Source organism: Muricoccus pecuniae, assembly GCF_014199205.1.
GTDB lineage: Bacteria > Pseudomonadota > Alphaproteobacteria > Acetobacterales > Acetobacteraceae > Roseomonas > Roseomonas pecuniae.
Genome location: NZ_JACIJD010000009.1, coordinates 100595 through 118858, shown reverse-complemented (window position 1 = coordinate 118858; position 18264 = coordinate 100595). Strand labels below are relative to the sequence as shown.

Here is an 18264-nt window from a genome sequence, read left to right as displayed (position 1 = left end):
GCGATACAAGGCCGGGATGACGCCGCCACTTGCACCCCTCGCCATGCCCGCCTTCACGGCCACCAGCGCCATGGGCACGGGCCTCGCCGCCACGCGGGAGGCGCTGCACGCGCGGCGCGGCGGGCTGGCGCCCTGCGACCTGCCCGGCATGCCGGAGGGCATCTGGGTCGGGCGCGTGCCGGGGCTGGAGGAGGTGGCGCTGCCGGAGAGCCTCGCGCGCTACGACTGCCGCAACCACCGGTTGGCGGAGCTGGCCCTGCGGCAGGACGGCTTCGCGGAGGCCGTGGCGGAAGCGGCCGCGCGCTTCGGGGCGCATCGCGTGGCCGTGGTGATGGGGACCAGCACCTCCGGCATCGCGGAGACCGAGGCCGCCTATGCCCGGCGCGACGGGGACGGCGCCCTGCCGCCCGAATTCGACTTCACCCACACCCACGACCTCTATGCCCTGCCCCGCTACCTCCGCGCGCGGCTGGGGCTGCGCGGGCCGGCGGTGGCGGTCTCCACCGCCTGCACCTCTGGCGCGCGCACCTTCCTGGAGGCGCAGTCGATGATCGCGGCGGGGCTCTGCGATGCCGCCGTGGTGGGCGGGGTGGACACGCTCTGCCGGATGACGCTGCACGGCTTCAACTCGCTCGAACTTCTCTCCCGCGGCGCCTGCCGGCCCTGCGCGGCGGACCGGGACGGGATCTCGATCGGCGAGGCGGCGGGCCTCGCGCTGCTGGTGCGGGCGGAGGACGCGCCGGAGGGCACGGTCGCGCTGCTCGGCGCCGGGGCGAGCGCGGACGGGCACCACATGTCCTCCCCGCATCCCGAGGGCCTCGGCGCCATCGCCGCCATGCGCGCGGCGCTGGAGGCGGCCGGGGAGGCTCCGGGGGAGCACGGCGTGGACTACATCAACCTCCACGGCACAGGCACGCGCGCGAACGACGCGATGGAAGGCAATGCCGTGCGCGCCCTGTTCGGGGACCGCGTGCCCTGCTCCTCCACCAAGGGCTGGACCGGCCACACCCTCGGCGCCTCGGGCGCGCTGGAGGCGGTGATCGCGGCGCTCTGCGTGGCCGACGGGCTGGTGCCGGGCTGCCTCGGCGTCGAGACGCCCGATCCCGGCTTCGGCGTGGACGTGGCGGTGGCGAACCGCGCGGCGCCGGTGCGGCGGGTGCTGAGCAACTCCTTCGGCTTCGGCGGCAGCAACCTCGCCCTCGTCATCGGCCGGACCTGAGTTCGGAGGGCGCGCTGTCGTGAGGTGCGGGATCATCGGGGTGGGCCTGCTCGGCCCCGGCCTGCCGGGCTGGGCGGCGAGCCGCGCCGTCCTGGCCGGGGAGGCCCCCTGGGAGCTGGGGGAGGTGCCCCTGCTGCCGCCCGCCGCCCTGCCGCCCACCGAGCGGCGGCGGACGAGCGCGGCGGTGCGCCTGGCCCTGGCCGTGGCCGCCGAGGCCGCCTCCGCCTCCGGCCTCCCCCCGGACGGGATGGAGACGGTCTTCGCCTCCTCGAATGGGGACGGCGCGGTGGTGGGCTCCATCCTGGAGGCGCTGCACACGCCCGGCGGCGCCATCTCGCCCACCCAGTTCCACAACTCCGTCCACAACGCGGCGGCGGGATACTGGGGCATCGCCACTGGCTCCCACCGCGCCTCGGTCAGCCTCGGCGGTCATGACGACAGCTTCGCCACGGGGCTGGTGCAGGCCGCGGCCGCCGTGGTGGCGCGGCGGGTGCCCGTGCTGTTCTGCTGCTCCGACGCCCCCCTCACCCCGCCGCTGGACGGGCGCCGCCCCACCGGCGCCATCTTCGGCGCGGCCCTCGTGCTCGTGCCGGGCGATGCGGGCACGGTGCTCTCCGTGGAGATGGCGGACCGCGCGGAGCCCGCCTCGGCCGGGGCGCTGGGGCCGCTGATGGCCGCCAACCCCGCGGCCCGTGCCCTGCCCCTGCTGCAGGCCCTCGCGGCGGGCCGCGTTGCGCGGATCGGGCTGCCCCTGCTGGACGGCGGCGCGGTGGTGCTGGGCGTGGAGCCCGGCGCCGCGTGACGCCGCGGGTTCCGCATGCCGGGGCGATGCGCCTGCTGGACCGCGTGCTCTCGCACGACGCGGAGGGTATCCTCTGCTCGGCCGTGTCGCATCGCGACCCCGCCAACCCGCTGCGGCGGGACGGGGTGCTGCCCGCCATCTGCGGGGTGGAGTACGCGTTGCAGGCAATGGCCGCGCATGGCGCGCTGACGGGAGGCGGCGAGGCGCAGCCGCCCGGCTACCTCGCCAGCCTTCGCGGCGTCGCCCTGCACGTCCCCCGGCTGGACGACGTCGCCGGGGAGCTTTGCGTGGAGGCGCGGGCGCTGTCGCGCGCGGCACGCGGCTTCGTCTACGAGTTCCGCGTGATGGCGGGGGATGAGACGCTGCTCTCGGGCCAGGCCGCCATCATCATCCCGGGCGATGCTTCGCCTCCGGGCGATCTTTCGCCTCCGGGCGATGCTTCGCCCCCGGGCGAAACATCGCCCGCGCAGGAGACGCCATGATCCGCGCCATCGTCAGCGGGGGCGCGAGCCCGATCGGCGCCGCCATCTCCCGCGCCCTCGCGCGGGACGGGCACCACGTGATCGTCCATGGCAGCGGCAATCCCGACCGCGCGCGGGCCGTGGCCGAGGAGATCGTCGCGGCGGGCGGCAGCGCCGAGGCCGTGGCCTTCGACCTCACCGACGCCGCCGCCTGCGAGGCCGCGCTGGCGCGCTTGCTGGAGGGCGGCCCCGTGCAGGCGGTGGTGCACAATGCCGGCACGCATGACGACGCGCCGATGGCCGGCATGTCGGCGCATCAGTGGCACTCGGTGATCGACGTCTCGCTGAACGGCTTCTTCCACCTCGTCCAGCCGCTGCTGCTGCCCATGATCGGCACGCGCTTCGGGCGCATCCTCGCCATCTCCTCCGTCTCCGGCGTGATGGGGAACCGGGGGCAGGCGAACTACGCCGCGGCCAAGGCGGGGCTGCACGGGGCGGTGAAGTCGCTCTCCATGGAATGCGCCCCGCGCGGGGTGACGGTGAACGCCGTCGCGCCCGGCATCATCGAGAGCCCGGCGACGGAGGGCTTCACCAAGGAGGCGATCCGCGCCGCCGTGCCCGCGCGCCGCGCCGGCCGGCCGGAGGAGGTGGCGGATCTCGTGGCCTTCCTCGCCTCCGGGCGCGCGGGCTACATCACGGGGCAGGTAGTCTCCATCAACGGGGGAATGGCGTGACGATCGAGACCCTTTCCACGCGCGTCGCCTACGAGAATCCCTGGACCCGCGTGCGCGAGGACATCATCCGCCGCCCGGACGGGTCGGAGGGTCTGTACGGCGTCGTCGAGCGCTCGGACTTCGTGGTGGTGGTTCCCGTGCAGGACGGGCGCGTGACGCTAGTGGAGCAGTTCCGCTACCCCGTGGGGGAACGCCTCTGGGAGTTCGTCATGGGCATGTGGGAGACGCGCCCGGGCACGGACCCCGCCGCCATCGCCGCCGGCGAGTTGCGCGAGGAGACGGGGCTGGTCGCCGGGCGCATGACCTATGCCGGGGAGATGTTCCAGGGCGCGGGCTACTGCAACCAGCGCGGCCACGTCTTCCTCGCCACCGAGCTGGCCCGCGGCGAGACGGCGCGCGAGACGACCGAGCAGGACCTCGTCTGCCGCGACTTCGCCCTCGCCGAGGTCGAGTCGATGCTGCGGGACGGCGTGATCCGCGACGCGATGAGCATGGCCGCCTTCGGGCTGCTCCGGCTGAAGGGCCTCGTATAACTTAGGTTAGTTCTCTTCACTCTTTCTTGGTTTGATGGCGCGACACTCGCCCCATGTCCGCCCAGACCGAACGGCATCTCTCCCGCTACGCCGTGGAAGATGCCCGCCCGGTGACCTTCCTCGAGCGGGGGGTCACCGTACCCTTCACCACCCCCATCCTCCTCGGCAGCCGCGTGCGGCCGGGGCAGAGGAGAGGGCTTGAGCTTTCCGTGCCAAGCCCCGGGGGCGTGCGCGGCTTCTACGTCATGCCGCTCCGCGCGCTGGACGCGATCTGCAACCCCACGCTGCACGACCGCCTCGTCACCGAGATGATCGAGGAGCTTCCCGTCATCACGCCGGACGACATCCTCCGCATCGCGCGCGCGGTCGCGCATGAGGGGCTGGTCGGCCGCGCGGCGGCGGCGGCGGCCGGGGCGGCGGAGAAGGCCCTGGCCAACCAGCGGCTGCTGACGAACTACCGCCTGCTGATGCTCCTCATCCGCCAGACCGAGGCGCCGGGCGAGCACGCCGTGCCGCCCGAGGGCGATGCCCCGGCGAGCGTCAAGCGGCGCGGCGAGCGGGCCGTGATGCGGGTCTCGCAGCGGACGGGGCTTCCCCTCGCCGACGTCATCTCCGCCCTGGACGGGCTGACGGAGGCCTTCATCTCGGTCGGCCTCCGCGGCAATCCGACCGCGGCGCGCCACCAGAACGAGCTGGACGAGCTGGAGCGGCTCGCGGCCGATGTCTCCGGCTGGGCCGAATCGGTGATGGACGCGCAGCAGGCCGGCTCGGCGGGCCTCATCGCGCGCTGCGCGCGCCTCACCCTGGACGCCGGCCGCATCGTGACCGACCGGCTTTTCCCCCTTACCGATGATCTCAGCGCGTTGATGCAGCGCTGGAGCGCCAACAGCCAGGCGATTCGCGAGGAAGCGGCCCGGCTCGCCTGGCTGCTGGACGGCTGGTCGGTGATCCTCTCGATCTGGAAGCACGCGGAGGTGGTCGGGCGCGCGGCGGCGATCCGCGAGATGGCCGTCATCGTCCCGACCATGCCCATCGAGATCAGCCGCTGGACCGGAAGCACGGCGGAGGAGGAGATCCACGCCAGCACGCACCGGATGCGGAGCCGCTTCGTCTTCCGGCTGGAGGACTGGCGCACGGGCCGCACGCTGGAGGTGATCGCGCGGAACGAAATGCTCGTGAGGGAATTCATATGAGCCCGCGCAGCAGCCTTGCCGCGCCGGCGGAGCTTCGCCTGCTGGGCGGCGCGGTGGCGGGCGCCACCCAGGCCCAGCTCGAGCGCGTGGTCGCCCTGATCGACGAGCTGGCGGACCGCGCGGAGGCCGACCGCATCCTCGAGCGCGTGCGCCCGCGCCTGCGCGAGCTGCGCCTGCCCCGCCGCATGGGCTTCTCCCGCGTGCTGTTCCTTCCGCTGGACGGGGTGATCGTCTCTCCCGCCAAGTGGCAGCCCGGCCTGCCCCTGCTGCCCCGCACCGCCCTCACCCCCCTGGCGGCGGCGGTCCGCACCGCGCTCGGCCCCTCGGCGGAGGCGATCACCGCCCGCTGCGCCGGGCGAAGGGGGGAGGGCAAGGCCGGGCTCGGCGCGATCGGGGCGGATCTCTGGTCCGCGGCCGCTCGGCTTCTCCCGGAAGCCGTGCCCGCGGGCTGGCGGAACACGGGCCTCGCCGATCGCGACTACCCGCCCCTCCGCGCCCTCTGCATCGCTACCTGGCGCCATGCCGGGACGAGCTGGCCCGCCCTGGAAGCCGCCGCGGAGGGTCCGCCGGAGGAGCTGATCCGCGAGGCGCTGGAGCCGGCCGCGGCCGAGGGCGGCGTGGCCTTCGAGGTGGTGCTCCGAACCCTCATGGCCGCGGCGGCGCGGCCGGCCAGCGTCGCGGCCATCGCCGCGCGGCTCGCCCCCCCGGTTCCGCGGCGGCCCTGGGCGTCGCGCAGCGCGCCGTGGACGATCTCCTCCAGGCGAAGGACACCGCCGCGCTATTCCCGGAGGCGGACGGGGACGCCGCGAGCGTCGCCGCCGCCGCCCTGGCGGTCTGCACCCTGGTGGAGGACTTCGAGACCTCCAGCTTCCTCAACCTGCCGGCGCGGCGGGAGCGGGTGCGGACGATCCGCAAGGCGGCGGACGAGGCGTGCCGGAGCAGCTTCAACCGGCTGCTCAACACCAACCTGCTGGAAGCGCCGCAGGGGCTCGCGGCGGCGACGCCGGGGGAGGCCGACGCGATCGTCGCCGGCATGGAGGGTGCGGCGCGCGCCCTGCGCCGGATCGAGGCGAGCGGGCGCCGGCTCGGCGGGGCGGAGAGATACGACGCCGCGCTGCGCGCCGCGGCGGCCGCCATCGTGAAGGGGGGCGCGGAGGGCAACGGGCTGACCCGCCCCGACATGCTGCGGCTGGTGGAGATCCTGCTCGGGCCGCAGGCGGCGCTGGAGATGGTCAACCAGCCGCGGCGGCCGGGCAGCACCCCCGCACCGGCACGCGGAACGCCGGTCTTGCAAAGGGCGTGAGGCGGGGCCCCCACGCGCCCGGACACATAGAAAAGGGGGCCGGAACCCGGCCCCCTTCCCCGTTCGGTGCGAGCGGCTCCGCCCTCAGCCGGTCTGCTGGATGGCGGAGAGCAGCCAGGGCTCGCGCGGGCGGCGCACGAAGGTCCAGACCTCGGTCGTGGTCTGACGGGCATTCGGATCGCCCTCGACCACCTGCCCGCGGGCGTCGCGCGTCACGTCGACCAGGCTGAAGCGCATGGCGACGGTGGCGTATTCCAGCCCGCCCTCGGCCCAGGCCTCGGAGAGGTCGCCGGCCTCGAGCCGCACGTCGCGCGTCTCGTTCTGCCAGCCCCGCGCCTCCAGGTCGCGCAGGTCGCCTTGGAAGTAGCGGGCCATCTCCGGCGTGGTCAGGCGCCCGAGCGCGGCCATGTCACGGCGCGACCAGGCCTCGTTGATGCGGACGAGGCTTTGCTCGAAGGCCGAGAAGTCAGCCTGGCCGACCTGGATCGGCTGCGCGGCCACGCGGCCCGCGCCACCACCACCGGCAGTGCCGTCCATCTCACGCGCGAAACGGCCACTCGCCGGGCCGCCCATGGGGCCACCTGCGCCCGCGCCCGCCATGGCCGGCTGGCCCACCGGCGCCGCGCGGCGGTTCCGCAGGACCCGCAGCACGAGCCAGATCAGGCCGGCGATGATGCCGAGCTGCAGCAGGAAGCCGAGGAAGCCGGCGCCGCCCGACATGCCGCCGAAGGCGCCGCTGCCGAACAGCATGCCCACGAGGCCGGCGCCGAGCAGGCCGCCCATCAGCCCGGACATGAAGCCGCCGCCGAACATCCCGCCCCGGTTGGGCGTGGTGTAGGAGGGCGCCGGGCGCGGCTGGGCGTAGCCGGGCGCGGTGGTGCCAGGGGCCTGGCGGGGCGCCTCGCTGCGGTTGAACGGCGTGGCGGTGCCCGGCGCCGCCCGCGTGGAGGGCGGGGCGCTGTAGGTGCGGCTCCCCCGGCTGCCCGAGGAGAAGCCGCCGCCCGGGCGGGCCTCCGCGATGGCGGGGCCGAGCGCGAGCGCCAGGGTGGCGAAGGCGGCCAGGAGACGGGCGCGGCGGCGCATGGGGGTGGTCCTCCCGAAGGTATTTCTCACAGGGATGTAATATAGGAGGCGCGCGGGCGGTTTCACGGGGGGTTCAGGCGGGTTCCGCAACATCGACGGGCGCCGCGATGATCTCCCCGGCCGCGAGCAGCACGTCCTCCCGGTAGCGGCCGCCGACGAGCTGCACGCCGAGCGGCGCGGGGCCGGAGAGGTCGGTGGTCACGGTCAGGCCGGGCAGGCTCATCAGCGGCAGGCCGAGTTGCGGCAGCAGAGCCTCCACCACGCGGTCGAAGGCCTCGGGGGATTCGAGGTCCAGCAGGTCGGGGAAGGGCGGCTCGGCCGAGACGGGCATGAGCGCCACGGGATAGCGCTCGAGGAAGAGGTTCCACTCCCGGGCATAGCCCATGCGGGCCTGGAGCGCGTCGGTGAAGGCGTCCAGGTCCGGGGCGGGGCAGAGGCGCTCCATCTGGGCGAAGACGAAGTTGGCGTCCGCGTCGTTCTCGGCGGCCAGGGCGCGGTTGAGGCCCCGCCGGCTCTCGGCCAGCCAGAGCATCGCCTGCAGCCGCGCGGGCTCGCGCAAGGGAGGGATGGGGGTCTCGGCCACCGTCCAGCCGGCATCCTGCAGGCGGCGGGCGGCGGCGCGGAGCGCGGCCTCGACCTCGGGCAGGGTGTTCATCCCCTCCGGCCGGACGCAGAGGGCGGCGCGCCGGGGGAAGGCCGGCCCTTCCAGCGGGGCGGGGGTCCACCAGGGATCGCGCGCGTCCGGCGCGGCCATGGCGTGCAGGGCGAGGCGGAGATCGGCCACGCTGCGCGCGAGCGGCCCGGAGACGGCCATGAGCTGCGCGCCGATTGCCCGGTCCGGCAGGGAGGGGTTCCAGGCGGGGATGCGCCCGATGGTGGGCCGCAGCCCGTGGATGCCGCAGGCATAGGCGGGGTATCGGACGGAGCCGCCGATATCCGTCCCGTGCCCGATCGCCCCGATCCCCGCCGCGACCGCCGCCGCCGCCCCGCCGGAGGAGCCGCCCGGGGTGAGGGCGGGGTTGCGCGGGTTGCGCGTGTGGCCGTGCAGCGAGTTGCGCGTGAACCAGTGGAGAGAGAAGGCCGGGGTGTTGGTGCGGCCGATGATCACCGCGCCAGCCTTGCGGAGGTTGGACACCACGGGATTGTCCGCCTCGGCGACGAGGTCCTTCTGGATCCGCAGCCCGTTGGTGGTGGCGTGGCCGCGCTGGTCCACGTTCACCTTCGTCGTCACGGGCACGCCGGCCAGCGGGCCGGGATCCTCGCCCCGCGCAATGGCCGCGTCCACGGCGCGGGCGGCGGCCAGCGCCTCCTCCGGCATGAACTGCACGACGGCGTTGATGGGCGGGTTGGCGGCCTCAAGCCGGGCGAGGGCGTCGCGCGCCACCTCCTCGGCGGAGAGGTCGCGGGCGCGGATGCGGGAGGCGATGTCGCTTGCGGTGAGGCGCCAGGGCTCGGTCATGGCAGAGATGAGACCCTGGTCACCTGCCTTTGGCAAATGTCTGCTCGTGCGCCTTCACACCTGCGGAGGAAGGTGAGAAAAGGCATTTGAGGTACCGGCGAATCAGCAGTCCAACGTTTCATGGGACCTTGGATTAATTGGTTGGTGCTCCGACCACCAAACTCGAAGAGGTTCTGGATTTCGACGATGCGGAAACTTGAGGAACCGAGAGAAGTCTCCGATGCATCAAAACAGCGGCAGGAACCTATCTTTACGCTTAGCCTGAGGTTAGTGGTATTTCTCGCGTCAATCGCTTGTGTCTATTTTATTTGGGGAAACGAGTACTACACTCGCTCATCCGATCTCGCCCTACATTATGGACTAGCAGAATTCATTAGCGCCAGCAAAACGTGGCCAGATCGCTTTTGGCCGCATTTAGAAGTCATGAGTAGCTACCCGCCTGTTACGCATACGCTTGGCGCTCTCATCGGTGTTTTTACGGGAACCACCTTTACCGGAGTAAATACGATTGCACTTCTGAGCGTGTTCGGAATTTATCTTTGTTTTTTGCGGTTGATGCAATCCGATCGAATCGGCGAAGTGGCGGCATCATACATTGTTTTTTTGGTCACGATATATCAACTTCACCCATACAATATCATCTCCGGAGGGGAAATTAGAGGCTATAATTTCTATTACGGGCAGATTGTCTCCTTCGCTATGTATCTCATGCTGACCACGCCGATTTTTCTGTCAGAACTTCGGCCGCTCGTTCTCGCGCCATTGATGTCTCTGCTCGTTTTCGCTTTTGGTTGGGTCTATCCCATGGCTGTTGTTCAGCTTGCATGCGCAACGCTGGCCTTCTTCGGGCTTCAAGTTGGGCAGCATTTCGTTCGGAATCGAAATATCTCTTTGAATCGGATCGCGCCACTTGCTTTGACTTCTCTTGCTTTTCCGTTACTAATTGTCGGCCATCCAACTTTTGCGGACATGCGCGCAAACGCTCAATACGAAGGCGGAATCGACATAGCCCTTCCGTTACACCTCGTCCAGATCACGGTACTGATCTGTGGCCTACCACTGTGCGTTCTGGCTTTATTGTCGATCTTTAGCAGAACCATAAATCACCGCGAGATTGTATTCTCTGCCGTCTCACTTGGCATATTTGGCGCTGCTCTGGTGCAAATCTTAGCGCTCAACTTTGGAATTGGCTCGAACTACGGAGTTTCCAAGCACATTTTCGGCGTTGTCACCGTCACGGCCGCGGTCACAAGCTACCTCCTAAGTAAGAGTGTGTTCGGATTGTTAAGACCGTCGCTTTGGCAACCCGATAGTGGCTTTGTCAGATTCGCGCCGGCCTTTGTCGCAGTCGTTACGATTTCCATAGTGATGCACGGCTCTTCCTACTCGCAGCAGCCATTTCTGCGGGCTCGTGAGTTCCTCATAGAAAATCTCCCTGCCGATGGTCGGCATCAAACTGCATCGGTTTCCAAAAATCTTTCTCCCGCTGAAAATTTCGCCTTGAGTCTTGGGGATATGCAATACAACAAGGTGGCAAGCGCCGTTGTTGCTTTGGGTGACAATATTGTAGCCGACCCCCAAATTGCGGCGAACATACGGAGTCGTTCGCCACTCCGATACATTGCATTCAGTTCCCGTTCAACACCATCCTTTACAGAGCCTTGCCTCATCGCACAGTCAGAGAACGCGGGACTAGTATTGGCCCGGGCGGAGTGCACTGGAGATAAAACGGTTTATACCGTGGGGCAATGGATTACGGTTCCCGATCTGAGGGAGGATAAGCCCTTTTTAAGGGACGGCTGGAGTAGTGTAGAAAGCTGGGGAGTCTGGAGCGATGGTGCAGAAGCTCGATTATCATTCCTTCTCGATATGCCCGTGGAGGGACGTCTGAGGTTAGAAATGCGGGCTCATGCATTTCTTAATGCTCAAACATTGAGGCAGCGCGTCCAAATTGCCGTTAATGGGCGCGATGTGGGGCAATGGGTTTTTGACAACAACGCAAACTCATCGGAGCGAACCATATCCTTCCCAGGATCCTACATCTCCGGCGACGTTCTGGAGATCGATTTCCGTTTTCCCGATGCTGCCAGGCCCTCACCTGATGAGCGACTTTTGGGCATGGGTGTTGTGGCTTTCCGGCTGCTCAAGGATTGATCGCCGCCAGAACAAACCGGAATATCAGGAGCGGTTATTCAAGCAAAATCGAGGCTGAACTGTAGGTATTCGGCCACCCGCTCACCCGGATTATAAAGTTCGCTCGCCAGCACCAGCAGCGCGGCATCGGTGCTGTGCCCGTACTGGAGGGTCCAGACGCCGGGCGGCACGTGGAGGCCCGCATCGGGCCCGGAGAGGCGCAGCACGTGGCGAGACCGGCCATCATCCATCGCCACCGTCACCGCGCCCTGCGTCACGATCAGGAACTGGTGCGAGCGGCGATAGGCGCCGCCGCCCCGTGCCCAGCCATCGGGCGCGCCGTCGATGACGTATAGCCGCCGCGGCGTGAAGGGCAGCGCCGCTTCCAGCGGCCAGTGGGAAAGGCGGCCGCGGGGATCCCGGTGGGTATCCGCGCGAATGAGGCGGCACGGGGCGCCCGGGGGCAGTCCCTCCGAGAGGATGACTTCCTCGGCCCCGGCATAGCCGACGATCCGCGCGGGGTTGCCCACCACCACGGCATTGGCCGGCACATCCGCCGTGATGACGGTCCCCGCCCCTACCATGGCGCCCGGCCCGACCGTCACCCCCGGCAGGATGGTGGCGTTCGCGCCGATGGAGCAGCCGCGGCGCAGGGTCGTGGGCGGCAGCGCGTCCCGCTGCACGCGGCTGCGCGGGAACATATCGTTGGTGAAGGTGGCGTTGGGGCCGATGAAGACATCGTCCTCCACCCGCAGCCCGTCCCAGAGCTGCACGCCGCACTTGATCGTCACGCGGTCGCCGGTGACGACGTCGTTCTCGATGAAGACACCGTCGCAGATGTTGTTGTCCGCGCCGATGACGGCCCCGGGCAGGACATGGGCGAAGGCCCAGACGCGCGTGCCCGCGCCGATCGTCCTGCTCTCGCAGAGCGCCTGGGGATGGATGAAGGGCTCGCTCACGCGGAGGGTTCCGCGATGAGGCTGCCGTCATTCAGCTGGCGGCGGGCGACGATGGCGTTCGGCCGCCCTCGCACGTTCTCGCTGATGCGCCAGACATAGACGCCGATGATGCCGAGCGAGAGCAGGGTCATGAAGCCGAAGAACAGCACCGCGATCATGATGGGGACGTAGCCTTCCACGGGGATGTCGTGGAACAGCCAGGCCAGCATGACCACCGCGGCGACCAGGACGGAGAGCGCGCCGCCGACGGCGCCGATTCCGACGAGGAGCGAGATCGGCAGGTCGGAGAAGGCGAAGACGCTGTCCACGAAGTAGCGAAGGCGCTTCGAGAGGACCCAGGCGCTGGTCCCCTTCGTGCGCGCCCGCCGGTGATAGGGCATCTCGAGCCGCCGGAAGCCGACCCAGAAGAGCTGGCCGATCAGGGAGCCCGAGCGCTCGTCGAGGGAGAGGAGCGCCGTGCGGACCGCCTCGTTGCAGCCGAAGATGTCCACCCCGCCCGCGGGCACCTCGCGCATCACGAAGCGGCGGTAGAGGCCCCAGTAGGTCTTCGAGAGGAAGCGCGAGAGGCCGGGATCCTGGCGGGAGGCGCGGACGCCGAGGCAGAGATCGGCCCGGTCGTCGCGCAGCGCCTCGAAGAAGCTCTCCGCCAGTTCCGGCGGTTCCTGCAGGTCGGCCGCCATCACGGCGAAGAAGCGGCCGCGCGCCGCGGCTAATCCCTCACGGATGGCGGCAAAGGCGCCGAAGTTGCGGGACAGGGCGAGGAGCTGCGCGGGAAAGCCGAGATTGGGCAGGGCGGCGCGCAGCAGCGCCTCGGAATTGTCGGGCGAGGCGTCCACCACCAGCACCGCCTCGAAGCCCGGCACGCGCGCCGCCATCCGCGTCAGCGCCTCAATGAGATCGGGCAGGTTTTCCTCGTTCCGGTAAATGGGAACGACAAGAGAGCAGGTAATCATGGAACCCATGGCGCCGAGGCGCCGCTCCATAACAGCCCTCCCCCGCCCGGGCAACGGCGGGAGGACCCCTGCGCTCAGCCCGCGGCCGTCTCCCTCGCATCGCGCGGCGGCGCGGCGGTTGCCTCTCGCAGCGGCGCGGCGGTGACGGCGCGCAGCTCCTCCATCGTCACCCCCGGCGCGAGGTCGCGCACGGCGAAGCCCTCTTCCGTCACGTCCAGCACGGCGAGGTTGGTGTAGACGCGCGCCACCGCCCGCATCGCCGTCAGCGGGTAGGAGCAGCGCTCGACGAGCTTCGGGCGGCCGTCCTTGGTGGTGTGCTCCATCATCACCCAGACGCGCTTCGCGCCGGCGGCGAGGTCCATCGCGCCGCCCACCGCGGGGGCGCTGTCGTTCTCGCTCGTCGCCCAGTTCGCGATGTCGCCGTTCGCCGCCACCTCGAAGGCACCGAGGACGCAGAGGTCGATATGGCCGCCGCGGATCATCGCGAAGCTGTCGGCGTGGTGGAAGTAGCTGCCGCCGGGATGGAGGGTGACGGGCTGCTTGCCCGCATTGATCAGCCAGGCGTCCTCCTGGCCCTTCTCCGGCGCGGGGCCCATGCCGAGGATGCCGTTCTCCGAGTGCAGCACCACCTCACGCCCCTCGGGGATGTGGTCGGCGATGAGGGTCGGCATGCCGATGCCGAGATTGCAATACCAGCCGTCCGGGATGTCCTTTGCGGCCCGGGCGGCCATCTGGGTGCGGGACCAGGGTTGCATGGATCGTTCCTCCGTCATTCCCGGGGCGTCACGCCGCGTCCGCCTCGCCCCAGGGTGCAGCGCGCTTTACGTTGACCACCCGGTCCACGAAGATGCCGGGCGTGACCACGCGCTCCCCGTCGATGGCGCCGAGATCCACGATCCTCTGCGCCTGCACGATGGTGAGCTTCCCTGCCATCGCCATCACGGGATTGAAGTTCCGCCCGCTGCGCCGGTAGGTGAGGTTGCCCCAGCGGTCGGCCTCCCAGGCCTCCACCAGCGCGACGTCGCCGGGCAGGGCAAGCTCCATCACGTGCGGGCGGCCGCCGAACTCGCGCACCTCCTTGCCCTGCGCGAGCTTCGTGCCGGCGGCGGTGGGGGTGTAGAAGGCGGGCACGCCCGCGCCAGCGGCGCGCATCCGCTCGGCCAGCGTGCCCTGGGGCACGATCTCCAGCTCCAGCCTGCCGGCCTTGTACAGCTCCTCGAACACCACCGATCCCGCGCTGCGCGGGAAGGAGCAGATGATCTTGCGCACCCGGCCCAGCTCCATCAGCCGGGCCAGCCCGGTGCGCCCCGTGCCCGCGTTGTTGGCGACGATGGTGAGGTCCTTCGCCCCCTGCTCGATCAGCCCGTCGATCAGGTCGTCGGGCTGGCCCGCCGCGCCGAAGCCGCCGACCAGCACGGTGCTGCCGTCCCGCACGCCTTCCATGGCGGCGGCCATGTCCCGGACGATCTTGTCGATCACGTCGGACCCCTTTCCCTGGTCAGGCCGCCATATCCCCTGCGCGGTCATTGGTGAAGCCGTGCAGCCGCATCGGCGCGGGGGGCAGGCCGTGGAGGGCGCGCAGCAGGTTGGCGGCGAGCCAGGCATCCTCCAGCGCCCCGTGCAGCGCCGTCTCCCGCGCCAGGCCGCAGGCGGCGGAGGCGTGAGCGAGGCCCGACTTTTCCCTGGGCCGCTGCCGGCGCCAGGCGAGCATCGTGCAGAACTCGCCGGACCAGGGGCGGGGCATGTCCAGCCGGTCGAACTCGGCGCCGAGCATCCGGCGGTCGAAGGACATGTTGTGCGCGCAGCCGAGCGCGCCGCCGAAGAAACCCGCCACCTCCTCCGCGTGCTCGGCGAAGCCGGGCTGGCGCGCGAGATAGGCGTCCGAGAGGCCGTGGACGCGGAAGGCGCCGAAGTGGCAGCGGATGCCGGGGGCGAAGACGAGGTGCAGCGTCGCCTCCGGCTCCAGCGCGGCGTCCAGCCGCACGGCGCCGAGGGAGACGACGCGGTCCGTGCCCGTGCAGCCCGTGGTTTCCGTGTCGAAGACGATGACGGGCTGGCCGGCGGCACCGGGCCCGGGGCTGCGAAGGGGCAAGGCGGGTCCTGGGAGAGGGGGCGGGATGCGGCCATTCTCGCCCATCGCGCCCCGCGACGCCAAGCCGCGGGGCGTGGCCGCCCCCGCCCGGAGGGAGCTAGCCCTCGTCCTCCTCGTCCTCCTCGTCCTCGTAGGACACCTCCGCCCCACCCACGACGGCGAGGCAGTCGGCATAGGTGGAGAGGATCCAGTCGCGGTCGTGCTCCACCCCCTCCTTCGAGTTCTCCATGATGATCCGCAGCAGGGCGAGGGCCACCACCGGCTCGCTCTCGCCCTCGATGTCGATCTTCGGCTGCTCGGACATGGTCTTCCCTTTCCCGTGGGCGTGCAGCGCTTCCTACGCCCCAGCCCCGGGCGGGATGCGCGGGGCCGGGTGGATCACGGGGAGTTGGGCGCCGGTTGAGATGCAATTGGTTCTCAACTTCGTTGCATCCGCTTCGCATCCGCGGTAGAGCGCCCACCTCCGGCCGGCGCATCGCGGCCCGGCGCCCCCCGCCGAGGCCCCCATCCCCGATCGCGCCGGCCGGGAAAGCCCCTCGCGGGGCGCCACGCCGCGAGACGCCCGTGGGGCAACCCGCCGCGAGAGAAGGATGCGCAGAGACATGCCCGTCGCCCGCTCCCTGCCGAAGCCGCGGACCGCCCTCCCGACGGTGCTGCTGGCGGCCGCGGCGCTGGCCGCCGCGGCCCTGCTCCCCCGCCCGGCCCTCTCCCAGCCCGCGCCCGTCACCCTCGAGCTGAACCGGCTGGAGGCGCAGGCCCAGGGCTGCCGGGTGTGGATGCTCGCGCGCAATCCAGGCGCCCCGGTGGATCCGCTCCGCCTCGACCTCGTGGTCTTCGGCCGCGACGGGGTGGTGAGCCGGCGCCTCGCCCTCGATCTCGGCCCCCTGCCGGCCGAGAAGACGATGGCCCGCATCTTCGACCTCGCCGGTACGCCCTGCGACGGCGTGGGCCACCTCCTGCTGAACGACGTGCTCGCCTGCGGGCCGGACGCCCCGGCCGCCTGCCTGTCCCGCCTCACCGTCTCGTCGCGCGCCCAGGGCGTGGCGCTGGAGAAGTGACCCCGATGAACCCCGCCGCCCAGCACGACCTCTCCCCCCTCGCCCTGTTCCTGCAGGCCGACCCGATCGTGAAGGGGGTGATGCTCCTCCTCGCCCTGGCCTCGGTCGCCTGCTGGGGCATCATCATCGAGAAGATCGCCGCCACCCGCCGCCTGCGCGCCGAGGCGCGGCGCCTGGCCTCCGCGGTCGCCGGGGGCACGACGCCCGAGGGCGGGCTGGCCGCCGAGGTCGTGGCCGCCGGCGCCCGCGAGTGGCACGAGGGCCGGGACGCCGACGAGAGCCGGGGCGAGTACCGCGAGCGGATGGAGCGGGCGATGCGCGCGCCGCTCACCACCGCCCTGCGCGCCGCCGAGCCCGGGCTGCCGCTGCTGGCCACCATCGGCGCCGTCGGGCCCTTCATCGGGCTGTTCGGTACGGTCTGGGGCATCATGAACTCCTTCTCCGGCATCGCGGCCAGCGGCGACACGAGCCTCGCCGTGGTGGCGCCGGGCATCGCGGAGGCGCTCTTCGCCACCGCCATCGGCCTCGTCGCCGCCATTCCCTCGGTGATGGCCTACAACCGCTTCACCACCGGCTTCGCCCGCATCCGCCAGGCGGCCCAGGCCTCGATCGCGGAGCTGGCGGCGGGCATGTCGCGCCGGCCCGCCCCAGGCCGCAGCCTGCGGGCGGCGGAGTAGCATCGCCATGGCCATGTCCCTCGGCGGCGCGGGCGGTGACGAGGACGACGCCGCCCCGATGGCGGAGATGAACGTCACCCCGCTGGTGGACGTCATGCTCGTGCTGCTCATTATCTTCATGGTGGCGGCGCCGATGATGACGGTCGGCGTGCCGGTGAACCTGCCGCGCACGGCGGCGGCCCGCACCGCCTCCTCCAACCCGCCCGTGGTGCTCACCGTCGCACCGGGCGGCAAGCTCTACATCCGCCAGGACGAGGTGACGGAGGAGGCGCTGACCGAGCGCCTGGCCGCCCTCCACGAGGCCGATCCCGAGGCCCCCGTCCATGTCCGCGGCGACCGCGCCGTGCCCTATGGCGACGTGCTGCGCGTGATGGGCCGCGTGACCCGCGCGGGGATCACCAGGGTCTCTCTCATCGCCGAGGCCGACGCGGCCGCGCCCGCCGTCCAGGCGCGCTAGGGGCGGGCGCATGGCCACACTCCTCGCCGACCGGCCGCGCAGCGCCGTCCTGCCCCCGCCGCGGGCCGCGGCCGCCCCGCCCGCCGCGGTGGTGGACGCGGCGATGCGGGCCGCCTCCGGCCAGGTCGCGCCCGCGGCCCGGCCGGGCCGGCGCCGGCTGCTCGGCCCCGCGGCCTGGGTGATCTCTGCCCTGCTGCATCTCGGCGCCGCCGTGCCGCTGCTGATTCCCGCTTCGACGCAGGAGGCCTCGGTCCCGCCGATCGAGCTGGAGACGGTCGCCCCGCCCGAGCCCGTGCCCGCCGCCACCGAGGAGCCCGCGCCCGTGACCGAGCCGGCCACCGCCGCCCCGGTACCCGAGGCCCTGGCCGCCACGCCGCCCCCGCCCGAGGCCGCACCGCCCGTGCCCCTGGAGGCCGCCACCCCGCCCCCGCCGGAAGCGGTGACCTCCGCGCCGCCGGAGGCGGTCGCGCCCGCACCGCCCGAGGCGGCGACCGCCCTGCCGCCCGAGGCGCTGACCCCCGCACCGCCTGAGACGGTGGCGATGCTGCAGCCCGAATCCGTGGCGCCGCCCGAGCCCGAGGCCCTTCCCCCGCCCGAGGAAGCGCCCGCCGAGGTCGCCGAGGCGGCCGAGCCGGTTCCCCTGCCGCCACCCCCGGCCCCCGCGCCCCCGCCGCCGCCCACTCCCGCGCCGCAGGCGGCCCGGCCGCCCCGCCCCGCCCCGCCGCAGCCCCGCCGCGCGCCGGTGGCCGAGAGCGCACCCGCCTATGCCCCGCCCGTCGCCGCCGCGCCGGCCACGCCCTCGCCGGCCCCCGCCGCCGCCTCGGCGGCCCCGGCGCGCGCCTCCTCCATCCCGCCGAGCTATGTCGGGCTGATCCAGGCCGCGCTGCGGCGCGCCCAGCGCTACCCCGCCGGGGCGCGGGCGCGGCGCGCGGAGGGGGTGGTGACGATGGCCTTCGTCCTCGCCCGCGACGGTCGGGTGGTGAGCGCGCGGCTGGCCCGCGGCTCCGGCGACGAGGAGCTGGACGAGGAGGCGGAGGCGATGATCGGGCGCGTGAGCATGCCGCCCCTGCCGGACGACTATCTCGACAGCACGATGAGCCTCGTCGTGCCGATCCGCTTCAGCCTGCGGTAGGGCGGGGCCGGAAGGC

20 protein-coding genes are annotated in these 18264 nt (G+C 71.6%); 12 read left to right on the top strand and 8 right to left on the bottom strand.

The features are described 5' to 3' along the window. The first annotated feature begins 16 nt into the window (after nucleotides 1–16). The 7 genes from FHS87_RS11390 to FHS87_RS11360 all read left to right on the top strand — a co-directional run bounded on the left by FHS87_RS11390 (nucleotide 17) and on the right by FHS87_RS11360 (nucleotide 6245). Complete coding sequence (locus tag FHS87_RS11390) at nucleotides 17–1219, top strand: beta-ketoacyl-[acyl-carrier-protein] synthase family protein (RefSeq protein WP_184517999.1); 1203 nt, start codon at nucleotides 17–19, stop codon at nucleotides 1217–1219. A gap of 19 nt (nucleotides 1220–1238) precedes the next feature. Further along, nucleotides 1239–2021 (top strand): beta-ketoacyl synthase chain length factor, encoded by a 783-nt coding sequence (locus tag FHS87_RS11385; RefSeq protein WP_184517996.1) that lies wholly within the window; start codon nucleotides 1239–1241, stop codon nucleotides 2019–2021. Continuing rightward, entirely contained in the window at nucleotides 2018–2503 is a 486-nt protein-coding gene (locus FHS87_RS11380; protein ID WP_221299815.1) for a phosphotransferase, read from the top strand. Before FHS87_RS11385 ends, FHS87_RS11380 begins: the two co-directional genes overlap by 4 nt. Next, nucleotides 2500–3216, top strand: coding sequence for a 3-oxoacyl-ACP reductase FabG (gene fabG, locus FHS87_RS11375; protein WP_221299813.1), 717 nt, complete (start codon nucleotides 2500–2502; stop codon nucleotides 3214–3216). Before FHS87_RS11380 ends, fabG begins: the two co-directional genes overlap by 4 nt. After that, entirely contained in the window at nucleotides 3213–3749 is a 537-nt protein-coding gene (locus tag FHS87_RS11370) for an NUDIX domain-containing protein (RefSeq protein WP_184517993.1), read from the top strand. Before fabG ends, FHS87_RS11370 begins: the two co-directional genes overlap by 4 nt. 53 nt (nucleotides 3750–3802) lie before the next feature. Beyond that, nucleotides 3803–4942, top strand: coding sequence for a hypothetical protein (locus tag FHS87_RS11365; RefSeq protein WP_184517990.1), 1140 nt, complete (start codon nucleotides 3803–3805; stop codon nucleotides 4940–4942). 742 nt (nucleotides 4943–5684) lie between these two features. Then, on the top strand, nucleotides 5685–6245 hold the full coding sequence (locus FHS87_RS11360; RefSeq protein ID WP_184517987.1) for a hypothetical protein: 561 nt from the start codon (nucleotides 5685–5687) through the stop codon (nucleotides 6243–6245). Nucleotides 6246–6329: 84 nt separating this feature from the next. On the opposite strand, the gene FHS87_RS11355 is transcribed toward FHS87_RS11360, so the two are convergent. Continuing rightward, nucleotides 6330–7328, bottom strand: a complete 999-nt coding sequence (locus tag FHS87_RS11355) for a Tim44 domain-containing protein (RefSeq protein ID WP_184517983.1) — start codon at nucleotides 7326–7328, stop codon at nucleotides 6330–6332. Nucleotides 7329–7401: 73 nt separating this feature from the next. After that, a complete protein-coding gene (locus tag FHS87_RS11350; protein ID WP_184517980.1) occupies nucleotides 7402–8787 on the bottom strand; it encodes an amidase family protein in 1386 nt (461 codons plus the stop codon). A 186-nt stretch (nucleotides 8788–8973) separates the two neighbouring features. Between FHS87_RS11350 and FHS87_RS11345 the strand changes: the two genes are divergently transcribed. Next, nucleotides 8974–10941: a hypothetical protein gene (locus FHS87_RS11345; protein WP_184517977.1), complete on the top strand. Its 1968-nt coding sequence runs from the start codon at nucleotides 8974–8976 to the stop codon at nucleotides 10939–10941. 38 nt (nucleotides 10942–10979) lie between these two features. Here the strand turns inward: FHS87_RS11345 and FHS87_RS24470 are convergent, their stop codons facing one another. The 6 genes from FHS87_RS24470 to FHS87_RS11315 all read right to left on the bottom strand — a co-directional run bounded on the left by FHS87_RS24470 (nucleotide 10980) and on the right by FHS87_RS11315 (nucleotide 15228). Beyond that, nucleotides 10980–11879 carry a WxcM-like domain-containing protein gene (locus FHS87_RS24470; protein ID WP_184517974.1) on the bottom strand — a complete coding sequence of 300 codons (900 nt, stop codon included), beginning with the start codon at nucleotides 11877–11879 and terminating at the stop codon, nucleotides 10980–10982. After that, nucleotides 11876–12862 (bottom strand): glycosyltransferase, encoded by a 987-nt coding sequence (locus FHS87_RS11335; RefSeq protein ID WP_221299812.1) that lies wholly within the window; start codon nucleotides 12860–12862, stop codon nucleotides 11876–11878. The genes FHS87_RS24470 and FHS87_RS11335 overlap by 4 nt, the downstream gene beginning before the upstream one ends. Nucleotides 12863–12906: 44 nt before the next feature. Continuing rightward, nucleotides 12907–13587, bottom strand: a complete 681-nt coding sequence (locus tag FHS87_RS11330; RefSeq protein ID WP_184517971.1) for a 3-oxoacid CoA-transferase subunit B — start codon at nucleotides 13585–13587, stop codon at nucleotides 12907–12909. A 28-nt stretch (nucleotides 13588–13615) separates the two neighbouring features. Further along, nucleotides 13616–14311 carry a 3-oxoacid CoA-transferase subunit A gene (locus FHS87_RS11325; protein WP_184517968.1) on the bottom strand — a complete coding sequence of 232 codons (696 nt, stop codon included), beginning with the start codon at nucleotides 14309–14311 and terminating at the stop codon, nucleotides 13616–13618. Nucleotides 14312–14330: 19 nt separating this feature from the next. Beyond that, nucleotides 14331–14924, bottom strand: coding sequence for a 3'-5' exonuclease (locus FHS87_RS11320; RefSeq protein WP_184517965.1), 594 nt, complete (start codon nucleotides 14922–14924; stop codon nucleotides 14331–14333). Nucleotides 14925–15021: 97 nt separating this feature from the next. Further along, entirely contained in the window at nucleotides 15022–15228 is a 207-nt protein-coding gene (locus tag FHS87_RS11315) for a hypothetical protein (RefSeq protein WP_184517962.1), read from the bottom strand. Nucleotides 15229–15526: 298 nt separating this feature from the next. Here FHS87_RS11315 and FHS87_RS11310 point away from each other — a divergent pair, with 298 nt between their 5' ends. From FHS87_RS11310 to FHS87_RS11295, 4 genes are read left to right on the top strand one after another with little or no spacing between them, the layout of a single operon-like run. Next, nucleotides 15527–15982, top strand: coding sequence for a Tat pathway signal protein (locus FHS87_RS11310; protein WP_246418327.1), 456 nt, complete (start codon nucleotides 15527–15529; stop codon nucleotides 15980–15982). Nucleotides 15983–15987: 5 nt separating this feature from the next. Next, complete coding sequence (locus FHS87_RS11305; protein WP_184517959.1) at nucleotides 15988–16659, top strand: MotA/TolQ/ExbB proton channel family protein; 672 nt, start codon at nucleotides 15988–15990, stop codon at nucleotides 16657–16659. Between the two features lie 7 nt (nucleotides 16660–16666). Beyond that, on the top strand, nucleotides 16667–17116 hold the full coding sequence (gene tolR / locus FHS87_RS11300) for a protein TolR (RefSeq protein ID WP_184517956.1): 450 nt from the start codon (nucleotides 16667–16669) through the stop codon (nucleotides 17114–17116). A 10-nt stretch (nucleotides 17117–17126) separates the two neighbouring features. Then, on the top strand, nucleotides 17127–18248 hold the full coding sequence (locus tag FHS87_RS11295) for a TonB family protein (RefSeq protein ID WP_184517953.1): 1122 nt from the start codon (nucleotides 17127–17129) through the stop codon (nucleotides 18246–18248). Nucleotides 18249–18264 lie beyond the last annotated feature (16 nt).